This is a genomic window from Cyanobium gracile UHCC 0281 (assembly GCF_034931305.1).
Classification (GTDB): Bacteria; Cyanobacteriota; Cyanobacteriia; order PCC-6307; family Cyanobiaceae; genus Cyanobium; species Cyanobium gracile_A.
The window spans coordinates 1-14,612 of record NZ_JAYGHY010000064.1 but is presented as its reverse complement, the minus strand read 5'-3'; the positions used below and the strand labels follow the sequence as shown (position 1 = coordinate 14,612).

At 56.2% G+C, this 14,612-nt stretch carries 14 protein-coding genes; 11 read left to right on the top strand and 3 right to left on the bottom strand.

What is annotated here, in order from left to right; translation table 11 throughout:
- Nucleotides 1–447: 447 nt before the first annotated feature.
- The 3 genes from VB739_RS14300 to VB739_RS14290 are packed head-to-tail and all read right to left on the bottom strand — an operon-like array spanning nt 448 to nt 4,357.
- Nucleotides 448–1,779, bottom strand: coding sequence for an O-antigen ligase domain-containing protein (locus tag VB739_RS14300; RefSeq protein WP_323357708.1), 1,332 nt, complete (start codon nt 1,777–1,779; stop codon nt 448–450).
- Between the two features lie 15 nt (nt 1,780–1,794).
- Entirely contained in the window at nt 1,795–3,261 is a 1,467-nt protein-coding gene (locus VB739_RS14295; RefSeq protein WP_323357707.1) for a hypothetical protein, read from the bottom strand.
- A gap of 52 nt (nt 3,262–3,313) precedes the next feature.
- Nucleotides 3,314–4,357, bottom strand: a complete 1,044-nt coding sequence (locus VB739_RS14290) for a polysaccharide biosynthesis/export family protein (protein ID WP_323357706.1) — start codon at nt 4,355–4,357, stop codon at nt 3,314–3,316.
- Between the two features lie 457 nt (nt 4,358–4,814).
- Here VB739_RS14290 and VB739_RS14285 point away from each other — a divergent pair, with 457 nt between their 5' ends.
- The 11 genes from VB739_RS14285 to VB739_RS14235 all read left to right on the top strand — a co-directional run bounded on the left by VB739_RS14285 (nt 4,815) and on the right by VB739_RS14235 (nt 14,522).
- Nucleotides 4,815–5,621 carry a hypothetical protein gene (locus VB739_RS14285; RefSeq protein ID WP_323357705.1) on the top strand — a complete coding sequence of 269 codons (807 nt, stop codon included), beginning with the start codon at nt 4,815–4,817 and terminating at the stop codon, nt 5,619–5,621.
- Nucleotides 5,622–5,662: 41 nt separating this feature from the next.
- Nucleotides 5,663–6,937, top strand: coding sequence for a lipopolysaccharide biosynthesis protein (locus VB739_RS14280; RefSeq protein ID WP_323357704.1), 1,275 nt, complete (start codon nt 5,663–5,665; stop codon nt 6,935–6,937).
- A gap of 250 nt (nt 6,938–7,187) precedes the next feature.
- Entirely contained in the window at nt 7,188–8,213 is a 1,026-nt protein-coding gene (locus VB739_RS14275; protein WP_323357703.1) for a glycosyltransferase family 4 protein, read from the top strand.
- 152 nt (nt 8,214–8,365) lie between these two features.
- Nucleotides 8,366–8,590, top strand: coding sequence for a hypothetical protein (locus VB739_RS14270; protein ID WP_323357702.1), 225 nt, complete (start codon nt 8,366–8,368; stop codon nt 8,588–8,590).
- Between the two features lie 52 nt (nt 8,591–8,642).
- The gene (locus tag VB739_RS14265; RefSeq protein ID WP_323357701.1) at nt 8,643–9,599 is read left to right on the top strand and encodes a glycosyltransferase family 2 protein; all 957 of its coding nucleotides are present in this window, start codon (nt 8,643–8,645) and stop codon (nt 9,597–9,599) included.
- A 41-nt stretch (nt 9,600–9,640) separates the two neighbouring features.
- The gene (locus VB739_RS14260) at nt 9,641–10,732 is read left to right on the top strand and encodes a glycosyltransferase family 2 protein (RefSeq protein WP_323357700.1); all 1,092 of its coding nucleotides are present in this window, start codon (nt 9,641–9,643) and stop codon (nt 10,730–10,732) included.
- Nucleotides 10,733–10,735: 3 nt separating this feature from the next.
- Nucleotides 10,736–11,212 carry a PssD/Cps14F family polysaccharide biosynthesis glycosyltransferase gene (gene pssD, locus VB739_RS14255; protein ID WP_323357699.1) on the top strand — a complete coding sequence of 159 codons (477 nt, stop codon included), beginning with the start codon at nt 10,736–10,738 and terminating at the stop codon, nt 11,210–11,212.
- Between the two features lie 431 nt (nt 11,213–11,643).
- Nucleotides 11,644–11,991, top strand: a complete 348-nt coding sequence (locus tag VB739_RS14250; protein WP_323357698.1) for a PAS domain S-box protein — start codon at nt 11,644–11,646, stop codon at nt 11,989–11,991.
- Entirely contained in the window at nt 11,984–13,663 is a 1,680-nt protein-coding gene (locus VB739_RS14245; protein ID WP_323357697.1) for an ATP-binding protein, read from the top strand. The genes VB739_RS14250 and VB739_RS14245 overlap by 8 nt, the downstream gene beginning before the upstream one ends.
- Nucleotides 13,663–14,028 carry an Hpt domain-containing protein gene (locus VB739_RS14240; RefSeq protein WP_323357696.1) on the top strand — a complete coding sequence of 122 codons (366 nt, stop codon included), beginning with the start codon at nt 13,663–13,665 and terminating at the stop codon, nt 14,026–14,028. Before VB739_RS14245 ends, VB739_RS14240 begins: the two co-directional genes overlap by 1 nt.
- Nucleotides 14,025–14,522 carry a response regulator gene (locus VB739_RS14235; RefSeq protein WP_323357695.1) on the top strand — a complete coding sequence of 166 codons (498 nt, stop codon included), beginning with the start codon at nt 14,025–14,027 and terminating at the stop codon, nt 14,520–14,522. Before VB739_RS14240 ends, VB739_RS14235 begins: the two co-directional genes overlap by 4 nt.
- Nucleotides 14,523–14,612: the final 90 nt, after the last annotated feature.

The following is a 14,612-nucleotide window of genomic DNA, read 5'->3' as shown; positions in this document are numbered from 1 at the left end:
GATCGGCGTCAGACGGGCCAGTGGGTGGCTATGCATGGGGGGTGAGGTCTTGGGACGGGCGGTGACACCCCGACCCTGGCGACCTCACACCCAATCGTCAGCTGAACAACCTGGTGGGACTACACACTTAAGGTGTCCGCCGGTAGAGAAGACCTGATGAAGGTTCATTGTCCCACCTCTTCCAGCAGGTGCCGTTGACGGTTGTGGCGCGCCGAGCCGGCTACCGCAGCAGATTGTTGCAGGCCCTGAAATCCCAACGGCCAACGACGTCCGGCTGGGTTGCTCTCGTGCTGACGAGAATCCGCCGCTGCTGATTCGCTAGAAGGCCAGCGTCTCGGATTTTTCCTCAATCTTGCCATAGGTCCGGAGTATGATGCGGCGCTACCACTGCATGTTGACGGACTTAAGCCAGGCGTTGGGTTCAGTTTCAAGAACCAGTTCGTAGGATTAAACTGACTCAAGAGGAGCAGGCGAACTCGAAAGTGGGGCCTTTTTCTCCTGAAGAGCCATCCCCATGATAATCATGCCAGGCCAGTAGAGATAAACAAGGATTTCTAGATTCTCTCCAAAAGTATACATCAGCAAAATCACGATCATGCTCAGACCAACCTTACCCAACTGATAACGGGGATTAGAGGCCCGTAAGATCAGATCGATGATCGTGGCGGCCATGGGCACGACCAAAGCAAAAAAGCCAACGATCCCCTTGACGAAGAGAACACCAGCCCATGTGTGATGAGAACCGATTGGCATGAACTCAACCAGATGCGGGCCAGACTCAACGATGCCATGACCCCAGATGGGGGCTTCTTCCTCCCAGCGTCGATAAGCGATACGCTTAAGAGCGAACCGTACGCGGGTCGAGTCGGCTCGCGCACCTTTGAAATCTTCCCAGAAATTGCTGGCCGCCGTCAACAGCATTGGCGCGAGAATGCCACCAAGGTAGGAAACCATTCCAAGGCCTATCAGGGTAACCGGGCGGCGGATTCTACCAATCAGAGTGGTAACTGCTGGAATGAGGATAATACAAACCTGAGCCAGACGAGACTTGCAGATAAAACACATCACGATGGCACCAGCCATTCCAAGTATCTTCCAATTCCGATTCTCTTCTTGAAGGCAAATCATGAAGTAGACATTGCCAACAAATCCAAGGGCTGGCCCCCAAGGAGTGAACAGTCTCCAGCGAAGATCTCCAGTTGTGTGATCGATTTCGTAGAGTGGAACATCAAAGAAGGAATCACCCGGTCCGCCGACTGCCCGCAGCGGTGAAACATATAAGATTTCTGGAAGATGGAGAGATGGAGTGATGAGTAGGAATGGCACGATGATGAGTGTATGCAGCCCAACCATGCAGACAGCCCTGCTGATGATTCCGGTCCGGATCTTCAGGCAGCCAGCCAGAGGATAAAGGGCCAGTCCCGCCCATCCCTTGGCCCAGCCGATCGTCGATTTGATGATCATTCCGGTGCCAAGATTAAAATCCACATGGCCGCCAATCAGGGCCACCTCCATAAACACCATGCCGATAATCCATAGCCAGATCACTGGCGATATCACGATCTCGTCATACTCATCTGGATGATCCATCCTGGCCAGGATCATCACAATCAGGCATCCAAGAAGTAACCAGCCCAGAACAGAGCCAACAACATAGAGCCCACCGGTTAACCAGACAGGGTATGTCAATACGATTGACCACCACACCAAACGCTCTGGCCAGTTTTCAGGCTGCAGATCGGAAGGCTCGCTGCGTCTTTTCCAGAATTTGATCCCCATCGATACCAGCAGTGCTCAGGTGGAGATAAAGTTGGCGATCCGCTTGACCCATGGTTTGCGGATCCAGAGAATCCATAGCCCCACGGTGGTGAGGATTGATCCGAACGCAGAACCGGCTAATACCAGACCCTTCTTTGGAGATGTGGGCTTCTCCGGCAAGCTAGGCTCAACGGCAAGCTGCACAAGCGGAAAGGCCGCGAATAAATCCCCTTGCCCGAGATCAATCTTCGCCAGGGTGGAGGCAAAGACTGCCTGAGCGATCTGTTCGTCTCGCAGCAGACTTTCTAAGGCGGACTGGCGTTGGGACATCCAGCGCAGTCGACCCTCCAGCGAGGCGATCTGCTCATCCAGCTTGCGCACCTGGGCGGCCGCGCCGGTGGCGGCTGACTGGTCCGTCACCAAAGACTGGAAGAGAGCGTCACGACCGGAGCCGCTTGAGGAGAGGGCCAGTCGACTGAGGATGTTGGCGGCCAGTGGTCGACCGAGCAGCTGACGGGCACGACGCTGGAGAGCCTGCTCAGCCGACTGTTGGCGCTTCACCTCCTTCCGGATGCGTGGATGGTTCGGACCGAACTTCGAGCTCTCAACTTTTAGGATCGCAGTGGCTTCGCTGTAGTCCTTCAGATTTTGCTGAAAGATCTGGTCCACTTGTAACTTGAAGGCATCCGCGGCCTCCGCAGCCGTCAGTCCCAGGTTTCGACTCAGCTTCTGCGCCTTCCCTTCGGCCTGCGCTTGCTGGGACGCAAACTGTGCACGATCACGACGGAGTTGCTCGATATTCGTGGATAGAGCCTCCACTTGCTCAAGCGAATTGATTCCAGAGCTCAACTTGTAAGCTGAAACCTTCCTTTGTGCCGTAGCCAGCTTGGCTTGTGAATCTCGCAGGATTGTTTGAGTAGGAACCTCCCGCTGCTTGATTTCACTGGAACGAAGCTCGTTGAGCCTCTGGCGCAAGGCATCGTAGAGGGCATAGGACTTCTTGCGAGCCTCTTCGGGAGATGGACCCGTCACCTCAATCTGCATAATTGTAGTATTGTCAATATTCTTGATTCTTGGTTCATCGAATCTATCTGTCGGGAGGTTGGCATTCTTTGCTGCCTGGCTTATCACTTGTTCACTGGCAAAGATATATTCGTAATTGGCGCGAGGATCAAACGTAGACGAAGCTCCTCCGCCAGAGCCACTTGTTGCAGAAGCCTGGCCAATCTCCGGTAAATTAACATTTACGGCATTGACACTTCCAGGAAGAATCAATGCCCAGGAACTGGTGTAAACGGGCTTGGAAAGGGTTAGAAAAAGAATGCTGGAGCCCCAGATCAAACAGTTTGTACTGCCACTCACCAGAATGTAGCGGCTCCAGCGAAGCTTATCTGTACGACTCAGTCCCTGCCACCAACGCCTGGGATGGGGCAGCTGTAGACCAGGAAGATTGCGGAATTGATCCGTAACCAATCGACTTCCCTTGCCAACGAAAGAGGGCATCCGCACAGTGGGGAGTCTTGGCAGACGGGGAGGAGGAAAAGCCACGTTCTGCTCAGGGAGTAAAGAGGTCGTAGAGAAGAACACCAGGAGAGATGATCTGGTCCAGGATGCGAAGAACACCGCTGAAGTTCACAACGGCCGAGTCGTAGCAGGCCACGGCATCCGTCGGCATGAGATAAGGATTGTTCTCGTTACTGCTGGAGCGTCGCAACAATTCTTCCACACCCTTGTCGAGGGTGGTGGTCTTGCCCGTGGTGGCGTCCACCCTCACCAGTACGGCACGGCGGTAGGCATTGGTCAGTATTGTGCCACCGGCACAGTTACCGGAGACCACAGCATGGGAGAAGCGGGAGCCATAGGGGAACGAGGTGGCATCCCGACCGATGGCTGAGGTGGCGTTGCTGTTGGCGGGTTCCGTGAGATTGGAGATGTAGATCTTCACGCCCACTGGCGTGATCTGCGACGGCCGAACAATCAAGGGATTTTCCTGTCCCGTATCGGGTACCACCACCCGATCTCCGGAGATCAGTGGCACATCCTTGAAGGGTTCACCGGTGAAGACCCCACTGAGATCAAGCACCCGGCGCTGTTGACCACGAATCAGCTCCACCGCCGACACATTGGCTGTGGGCAGCAATCCGCCAGCGGAACGAAGCGCTACGGACAGAAAGCGATTGAATGCACCCTGGCCGCCTTGGGCAACAGGAGCCGTCGTCTGCTCAGAAGGCGTCCATTCATTGATCAGGACACGGCCGGGTTGGAAGGTGGATCCGCTGACAAACACCTCTGCTGGCGCCCACTGAACCACGTTGACACTCACCTTCAGATACGATGGCTGAAAATAGCCATCCCTAACCAGGGCTTGGTAAATACGCTCTTGAAGCTGGTAGGGTTCAAGACCTGCAACAGGAATTCCCCGAATAAAGGGGAGTTCAAGCTCTCCATTGAGATTAACCTCAAAGATACCGCTGAACTCCTCACCCTCTGGAATCGTGACCTTGACCCGATCTCCGGGGGACACTGGGAGGGCTTTTGCACCCCTCGCCGGAAGGCACAGCATCGAGAGCAGCAGGGCAAAAATCAGTTGTCTAAACATGCGAGCTACCGCTATGCATGAATGTCAGGTTCTGTGGATTGCGGCCTGCGTGACGTTTGCGGAATCTTCAGGAGGCCTTCTGAATTAATACCCTAGCGCAGCCAAGCGGGGTCCACAACACCCCGTTGGCCTAGAAGAACGACTAGGGCCGACGATGTCAGCGGTTTTGGCTCATCAACGGAGGGCACCAACAGACTGTTCCAGTCTTCCCCGTCAGGCATTTAATCAGTGCAGTTGGTTGTGAACAGCCAAGATAAGATCTGTGAGAAACGATAGTGAAGTTATCTCTTGACCCAACCTGGTGATCCGGTTCTAAAGGTCACGTGTTGGAAATTGAGGTAGCCAAGTTGATTCTCGGCGCTATGCTCCTAGTGACTACCCCCATCCTGGCAACGGGGGAAGGCGTAAGCTATCTCCCATCTCTTGTTTAAAGAGTCCTTCGGTTCTATCCTTTCTGATGATGAAGAAACACTTTATCTACACCGAGGCCAGAAGCGGCAGCAACTTTTTGGTTGATCTATTCAATCAGCATCCTCACTTGGTGAACTATGGTGAAGTCCTGGGGGATTGGACAAAGCCCCACAAAATCTATCATGCACTGATGAGAAAGAAGCCAGATATGGCCTACTTGAAACTTATTTACTCTAGCCAACTCTTCTTTTATCTATCTCAATGCTACTACGCTTATCAGAACTTTAGGCGTCGCAAACCGATTCGGTTTAAATGCTATCGACAGATCAGCTCCGTTGGAATCAAAGACTTTCACCATACGCTTCTAAAATATGGTTTACTGGACTTTTTTAAAAGCAATCCAGACCTCTACATCATCTATCTCTATCGCCAGAATCTGCTCAAACAGCATCTATCCCTAGAGGTGATGCGAACAACTCGGGTGGTGTCATCTGAAATGACTCAGGATGGCAAAACTGTCTCACAGGCTAGAAGCGCAAGAATTTGGGTAGATCCATCCGATGTTCTCGCAGTTCTGGCCAATGCTGAAAAGGAAGTCTTGCAGCGTGAGGACATCCTTAGCCATGTCGACTCAGGTCACCTCCTTAGAATCTCTTATGAAGATCTATTTGCATCCCCAGAGTCTCAGGCGCAATTTCGTCGCCAGGCTTTTGAGTTCTTAGGCGTTGAACCCATCGCCGTAACCAGTCGCCAGCGAAAATTATCCTCTGATAATCTGCAAGATTTGATCGAGAACTACGATGAGCTTCATCAGGGATTAATCAATACACCTTATGCCAAGTATCTCTATTAATCTCACCTCCTGGAGAAGTATGAGTCTTTTCATTCAATAACATGCCAATCACATGGTTCAAAAGAAAGCTTCGAGACGCAGATAGCCCTTTTCTGCGCAACGTAGGCTGGCTTGGTGGATCAACGGCAATGATCCGTATCTCGCGGCTCTTGGCCACCATAATCCTGGCTCGTTTTCTGACCAAGGAAGATTATGGCTTGGCGGCCTTGGTGATGACAATCAATGAGTTTGTCTTGGTCTTTACCCGTAACGGGATTGGTACGAAGCTCATCCAGGCCGATTCTGAGCACGTAGAAGGATTATCACGGGAAGCCTACTGGTTGAATTGGCTGCTTTTTACTGGTTTGTTTTGCGTCCAGGTGCTAACGGCTTTTGTCGTCAGCTGGATTTACCAAGATCAACGTGTCATCGTGCCAATTTGTGTCTTAGGACTGGTATTACTCATCATTCCCATGGGGTTGGTTCAAGCATCCCTTATTCAGCGCGAGGGAAGGTTTAAGATCATTGCTTTAGCGCAGCTTGCTCAAGTATCTACTGATAATATACTATCTGCCATACTTGCGATTTCAGGCTTTGGCCTTTGGGCAATCGTGCTGCCGAAGGTTCTCGTTGCTCCCATCTGGCTTGTTGTGATGCTGAAAAATCATCATTGGAGACCCCACGGCAAGCCTACGGCTACACACTGGCGGGAGCTTATGGGTTTTGGTGGCCCTATCTTAGGAGTGGAGCTGTTGCAAACCCTTCGTAGTAACCTCGACTACTTGATTGTAGGTCGCTTCCTGAGCCTTGAAGCTCTGGGTGTGTATTACTTTGCCTTCAACGCTGGAGCTGGCATTAGCTTAGGCATTATGAATGCAACCAAGGCGTCCGTCTTGTCTCACTTGTGTGAAGCTCGCGATAATCTGGCAGACTTTAGAGCTCGCTATTTTCAGAGCCTGAAAGTAATGGGTTCTGCCATCGTACCCCTTGTGCTTTTGCAATCTACCTTGGCTCCGTTCTATGTGCCGATTATATTTGGTTCCCGATGGGATAGCGCCATTCCCATTTTGATCATCATTTGTCTGTCAGCCATTCCGCGCCCATTCGCTGATGCCGCATCCCAGTTGCTAATCGCTATCAACAAGACAGAATGGGATTTGACCTGGAATATTATCTTTACCTGCTTTTTTGCTGTTGCCTTGTTCATCGGGGTTCAATGGCAGGCCATTGGTGTTGCGATCGCCGTTTTGCTCAGTCACTGGTTGTGCTTGCCTCTGTTTACGATCTATGCGTCTCGATTGGCCTTCAGGCACTTAGCGCGTACCCAACCCCAATGATCACGCGCTTCCAATGGGGTTCAACAGTGTGAACCCCTCCGAATTCAGCATCCCATGCTGCTTCCTCCCATTGAAGCTAACAAACAGCTTTCTCAACTGTTCCATCGTCTTTCAAAAAGTTGCATACAAAAGATCCATCCCCAAGATTCCTGGGTCTAGCCAAGCGTGCGACTATCCTTTCCGAAGGCCCTGATGTTCCTGGCCCGCACCTGTAGCCACCACCGGCCATCAGCCTGATCAACACCTCATCATGAAGGTTCTTCACGTTCTGGCGACTGGTGGCACAGGAAAAATCTGCGGTATCCGGCCCAGCCTGGAGATGCTTGCATGCTCACCTCTCGGTGAACGGCATCGCTTTGCGATGGTCGCTTCGGAGGAAGTGAACAGCACACTGGCGGACTGGAATCCGGATCTATTGATCTGGCACAAAGCCTGCTCCTGGAAGGGGTTGCCAAGCCTGATCCGCCATCGGGCACGCCGGCAGATCCTGTTTGAACACCACTACTGCGCAGGCTTTGAACGGCACAACGTGCCTTCGACCCTCCGCTTCCGCACCATGCTGCGTCTCTCCTATGCCGCCATGGAGCAGGTGGTGGCCGTTTCACGTGCGCAGCGGAGCTGGTTGCAGACAGCCCATCTGATCTCCGCGTCCCGGAGTCGAGTTCTGCTCTCCTCCCGGACGGTTGATGATTTCCTGGTGCTCCCCTCACCTCCTCCGGCAGAAGGACGCCCCCTCACCTTGCTGGCGTACGGGCGGCTCACCACTCAGAAGGGCTTTGACCGCCTGCTGAGGGCTCTGCGCCTGCTTCCGGACGGTGGACTGCGGCTGCTGCTCGTCGGCGAGGGGCCCCAGAAGGGGGAGCTTGAAGCACTGGCTTCTGCCGATCCGCGTGTTGAGCTTCTTGGTGCGCGCAAGGACATCCCCGCACTCCTGGGCCAGGTGGATGCCGTCGTGATTCCTTCCCGTTGGGAGCCCTGGGGAAATGTCTGCCTGGAGGCACGGGCGGCTGGACGGCCCGTGATCGTGAGTGATGTGGATGGGCTGCCTGAACAGGTGTTGGACTCGGCTGATGGGAGCGCATCCTCCCAGGTTGGTTCCTGCGGTCTGGTGGTAAAGGGGGAGTCGGACGCTGACCTGGCGGCCGCCCTTGAGGCCCTGTTGAGCAGCACAGACCAGCAGCGGAGCGCCTGGTCGGCGGCGGGGCGATACTCCGCCCGGAGTGCATGGAGTGACTACATGGACGCCTGGAGCCACCTTCTGGATGAGTTTTCATGAGCCTGATGTCTCTGGTGCCGCACGCCATGTCGCAGCACTGCTGCCATCGGGTTGCCGGCAGCATGCACATCGGCTGGCTGATCGTGCCATGGCCAGGCCTTCCATTCCCCCTGGCACAGCTCCCAAGGACGATTCTGTTCTTTCCGCCATCCGTGGAGGCCGCTGCCTTCCTGATCCTGATCACGCTCTCGGCCCAGTCCCGGCTCTTTGATACCGCCTCCCGGATGCTGTTTCGGTCTCAGCTGGAACGGAACCTGACCATGGCTTTCCCTGCGGTCCTCTCACTGGTGGGGCTGTTGGCCCAGCTTGGCCTGCACGTGTTCACCCTGATGTTGGCCCCCCGCCAGCGGCGGGATCAGCAACCAGCCTGCAGCTGAGAGCGCCATGGCAAACGCAATCACTCCACTCGCCAAAGCACCATTGATTTCCGTGGTGATCCCGGTCCACAACGGCGCCACCCTGCTGCGTGCCACCCTGCAATCGGTCCAGCAGCAGAGCCTCTCCGACTGGGAACTGATCGTGCTGGACGACGGCTCCAGCGACGACAGCGCCGCGATCGCGACCGCCATGGCCAGCGAAGATCCCCGCATCCAGGTGCTGCGCCAGGCCAATGCCGGCGTCTCCCGGACCCGCAACAGGGGGGTGGCCGCTAGCCAGGCACCCCTGATCGCCTTCCTCGATGCCGACGACCTCTGGCATCCGGACAAATTACGCGCTCATGTGGAGCGTCACCAGGGCGACGCCGGCCTGGGCGTGAGCTTTGCCCGGGTGGAATTTCTCAGCCCGGAGGGGAACCCCACCGGAACAATCGCCTCCCACCCCAGCGTCCCCCTCAACCCTGCGGATTTCCTCTGCGAAAACCCCACCACCACCACGTCGAACTGGGTGCTGCGGCGCGAGGTGTTCGAGGCGGTAGGCGGATTCGTGGAGGACATGAGCTACTCCGAGGATCTTGAGTGGTTGCTGCGGGTGGCCTGCACCGGCCTTTGGCGCATCGAAGCGATTGATCGGGTGCTCACCTACTACCGCACCTCAGCCAGCGGCCTCTCCGCCAGCCTGGAGCGGATGGAGCGGGGCTGGCTGCGCCTGATCACCGAAGCCCGCGGCTATGCGCCCCAACTGGTGGCGCGCCACTTTGCGTCGGCCCAGGCCGTCCATCTCCGCTACCTGGCCCGACGATCTCTGCGGCTGCAGGGGGATCCAGCGCTGGGGGCCGATTACATGCTCCGTGCGCTCCGCTCCGATTGGACGCTGCTGATCCGCCAGCCCCGACGCACCGGGCTCACGGCCGTGGCCGTGTTTACGCGCCTGATCCTGCAGACCCTGCGGCGTTGGCTGAGACTGGGGAGCCGATCCAGCCGGGCCGGGCCAGGTCCTCGACCCTGACTCAGCGTTTTTGCAGCCATCTCCCTTCCGCCAGCGTCGTTGTGCCCCGATCCGACCCACCCCCCCAGACGGAAGCCCAGCCGCTCGTGTCGGTGGTGATGCCGCTCTACAACTCGGCCCGCACCGTGGCCGCCAGCCTGGAATCGGTGCTGGCCCAGACGTACACCAACCTGGAGATCCTGGTGGTGGACGACGGCTCCACCGACGACGGGGTGGACATCTGCCGCAGCACCGGCGATCCCCGCATCCAGATCGTGCCGCAGAAGAATCGCGGCCTGGCGGGGGCACGCAACACCGGCATCCGCCATTCCAGCGGGGCGATCCTGGCCTTTCTCGACAGCGACGATCTCTGGCTTCCCGCGAAGATCGAGCGGCATGTGCAGCACCTGCAGGCCAATCCGGCGGTGGGGGTGAGCTATTCCCGATCGGCCTTTATCGACGACCAGGGCCAGCCCCTCGGCATCTACCAGACCCCGCCGCTGCAGCACATCACCCCCGAGCTGATTCTCTGCCGCAATCCGATCAGCAATGGTTCCTGCGTGGTGATGCGCAGAGAGGTGCTGGATGGGATTCGCTTCGAGGCCAATCTCTATGGCACCCCAGAGAGCTACTGGTTCGACGACAGCTTCCGTCAGTCGGAAGACATCGAATGCTGGCTGCGCATCTCGCTTCAGACCCAATGGACGATCGAAGGCCTTGCTGAGCCTCTCACCCTTTACCGGATCAGCAGCGGCGGCCTCTCGGCGAATATCGAGAAGCAGTTCGCCAGCTGGCAGCGGGTTCTCGACAAGACGGCCGGCTACGCCCCCGACCTGATCCAGCGCTACGGCCTACGGGCCCGGGCCTACCAGCTTCGCTATCTGGCCCGCCGATCGATCCGCGAAGGCCAGCCTCGTCTCGGCGTCAAGCTCTGCCATCAGGCCCTGGGCACCTATCCGGCTCTGCTGCGGGAGGAACCGCTGCGCACCCTGATCACCTTGGCAGCTGGTTACCTGGGAACTCTGTTGCCTAAGGCCCTTTATAGGCTGATGGAGAATTCAATGATGCGGATCACGGGGCTGATGCAGCGTCTGAAGATCGCTCTGCAGTCCAGCCGGCATCGGGCCAGCACCTCTGCATCGCGAGGGGGCTGAACCATGCAGTTATTGCTCGTCTGCTCTTCCGGGGGCCATTTCAAGGGTCTGTTCCAGCTGGAGCCGTTCTGGCGCCTCCACCAACGCAGCTGGGTGAGTTTCGACTCCGCCACCACCCGTCAGGCGCTGGAGGGGGAACAGGTGAGCTGGGCCTACAGCCCCACCAACCGTCACCTGCCCAACCTGCTGCGCAATGCCCTGCTGGCCTGGACCGTCCTGCGGCGACAGCGGCCCGATGTGATCCTCTCTACCGGCGCCGGCGTGGCGGTGCCGTTCCTGATCCTCGGCAAGCTGCTCGGCCATAAGACTGTGTTCGTGGAATCGATCACCCGCATCGAAACCTTGAGCCTCTCGGCACGGCTGGTGCTGCCCTTCCTCGACCTGCTCTACGTGCACTGGCCCCAGCTGCAGGCCCGCTACCCCCGGGCTGTGCTGATCACCTCCTTGAGCGAGGGAGCCATCGAAGCAGCATCCGGATGATTCTGATGACCGTGGGAACCAAGAAGTTCCGCTTCGAGTGATGGACCCATAGGCTGAATCATGTCCTTGCGGATGTTCCGGTGGGAGAGGAGGTGGAGGCGCACGAGGGCACCTGAACCGTTCTCTCTGCAGGGCCCAGCCCCACCAAATCGTCCTGCCTTGTAGGGGCTCGATGGGCAAGGGACCCATGCCTCGAGCGAGACGCCTCGGCTCCCAGTCGGGCTCCCGTGAGCCTCTTTGATTCATTCTTTGACGAGGGTTAAGGTCGCTTTCCGCACCAATCCTTCAGGGCTTCATGATCGGGCGGCAGTCCTTCCATGCAGCCAATCCTCCTTCAAGAACAGAGAGCTTTTGAAGGCGACTTCCGGCTAGGCTAAAATACGGTTTCGGCAAGCCAGCGAAAGTCAAGCCTTGGAAGGGGGCATGTCACCATGATCACGATTGATGAACTTCGCCAGCGTTCCCTGCCGTTTGTCAGGGCCGATCAGGAAGGAGTGATTGAAGAGGTCAATGATCTGATGCAAGAGGTCTACGGCTGGGCATCGGAGGATCTCATTGGCAATACCCTGGGTTTGATTCTTCCCTCTGCCTTTCAAGACGCCCATCATCTTGGCTTCTCCAGATTCAGGATGACGGGTGAATCAGAGATACTGAATCATCCGCTTAAACTGAAGACAGTTTGCAAAGACAAGCGAGAAATTCTTTCGGAACACTTTATCGTTGCGGAAAGGCATGGCATGACATGGAGCTTTGCTGCAACACTCAAGCCCCTTGAATAACCAGAGCAGCACGGAGATTGTTCTGCTGGGGCAATTGCGTCGAACCCTCGGACGCCTCGAGGCTGCCCTCGGCTCTGTGGAAGACGCCTTGGCCCTGACGGACTTTCAGGGACTGGTGGAATGGACCAACCGTGCCTTTGATCGGCTGGTGGCGCGGCCCCGTCTCCATAGCCTGGGCAAGCCTATCGATGAACTGTTGCCACAGCGGTTCGTGGAGGGTCAACCTGGGCCTGTCTTCGACCTGCTGGGCAGGGCTCGAAACAGGTCAGGGCGCACTGTCTGGGACCTTTCGCCCGTTCCACCACGCAAGGTCGTCGAGGTCAGCTGGTCTCCGGTCAATCTCCAACCAGATCCTTCGTTGGTCTTCGTTTTCAGAGATCTCAGCGACATCACCCGGATTCAGGACGAACTCACCGATTCCAGGGACAGCCTGGAGAAGCAAGTGGCTTCCCGAACCCTTGAGCTGCGGCAGGCAAGGGATGAAGCGCTTGCGGCCACTGGAGAAATGAGCGTCTTTCTCTCCACCATCAGTCATGAGATTCGCACGCCCTTAAATGCCATCATTGGCCTGACAGATGTGTTGATGGATACCAGTCTCAGCCCGAATCAATCGGAGCTGGTCCATACCATCCACACCAGCGGCGAATTACTGCTGAGACTGATCAACGATATTCTCGACCTCTCGAAGATCGAGGCTAAGAAGCTATCGGTTCGACTGGACCCATTCTCTATCGGGGACCTTGTTGGGGAATGTGCACGCATTATGGATGCATCCATTCAGGCGAAAGGTCTGACGCTGGAAGTGCTCATGTCTCCTGAGCTTCCCGTCGAGTTCCAGGGTGACAGTCTAAGGATCAGACAGATCCTTCTAAATCTAATCAATAATGCCATAAAGTTTACGGATGATGGCTTTGTTCGCGTAGAGCTCAGTTACCAACCTCTGAAGGGTAAGAAGGGTCAGGTTGTTATCAAGGTCATCGACAGTGGCCATGGAGTATCTCCAGAGTTCATCCCCAAGATGTTCAAAAGTTTTTCTCAGGAGCATGGGCGGCTTCATCACTCCAGCCAACTTCAGGGAACCGGGCTTGGTCTGACCATCTGCGACCGACTTTGTCGCCTGATGGGTGGCACGATCCAAGTTGAAAGCGAGATTGGGAAGGGTACTTGTTTTACGGTTTCCTTGCCTCTTCTGCACACCGGTGACTCTGCTTCGTCTGGAATCTGGAAGGACGACCATCGTTCTCCCACCCAGACGTATCCATCAGTCAGTATCCTGGTAGCAGAAGACAACCGAATCAATCAGAGAGTTCTCGAGTTGCTGCTTAAAAAACTGAACCAACACGCTGAATTCGTTTGCAATGGCCAGCAAGCTGTCGAGAGGGTGTTGCAGGGTGGCATCGACATGGTGTTCATGGATCTCCAGATGCCAGATGTTGACGGCCTTCAGGCGACCAGGCTTCTGCGTGCGTCCAGCATTGATCAGCCCTACATCATTGCCCTTACGGCTTTTGCATTTGGTGACCATGAGTCCGAGTGTATCGCTGCTGGGATGAATGACTTTCTCAACAAACCAGTTCGCCCTGCCGATCTAAGGCTTGCCTTTGATCGCTTCTGCCTGTGGAAAGATGAGGCGACCTCCCCCAACCAACAGACCTTTCACGAGCGCCAATGATGGCAGAGTTCAGCGACCCTATTGACCTTCAGGCCTGGGAGGCGCTCCGCGCCATCGGTGGCAGCGACGCCGATGACATGATGAATGAACTGATCACCTTTTACGAGGAAGATTCCGCAGCATTGATCGCCTCCATCAGGCGGTGCAGTCATTCTCTTGATCTGAACGAGCTGCGGGCGGCAGCCCACGCTTTGCGTTCACCCAGTGCCACCCTGGGCGCTCTTGGCCTGGCTGAGCTTTGTCGCCGTCTTGAGTTGGCATCAAGCTCGGATGACCTTTCTTCAGTGAACAGCCTGATTGATGAGCTCCTCGTTGTACACGAACGAGTCTTGTCTTCCTTGCGGGCAATGCGGACTGACCAATGACTGCATCCACGCGTATTCTCCTGATTGACGATGATCGCGTTTTACAGACCGTACTGGAACGCCTTTTGCGTCGAGAGGGAGCTGATGTCCTTGTGGCTTCCACTGGACAAGAAGGTCTCTCCTTGGCGCGGCGTTATCTGCCGCAACTGGTCATCTGTGACTGGTGCATGGCTGAAATGGATGGACTTGAAGTCTGTCGCACGTTCAAGGCAGATCCTGAGCTGGCGGCGTGTTTTTTCATCCTGCTGACGTCCCGTGCCGGTATCCAGGACAGGGTCGCTGGCTTGGATGCGGGCGCCGATGACTTCCTCATCAAACCCGTGGATCCCGGCGAGCTGAACGCTCGCGTTCGTTCCGGGCTTCGGTTGTATGAGAGTAGCCGTCTGCTCAGGGTCATCAGCCAGGATCTTGCTGATCAGAAGCGTCGACTCGAAGACGAGTTGTCCCAGGCTGCCGACTGGCGTGGACCCCAAAAACTGAACCAGTCCTTATGAGAGCTTCCCTACCGGCCAGACTTGGCCAGGAGAAGCCCCATGAAACGCAAGCGCCACACCCCCGAGCAGATCATCCGCAAGCTGCGCACC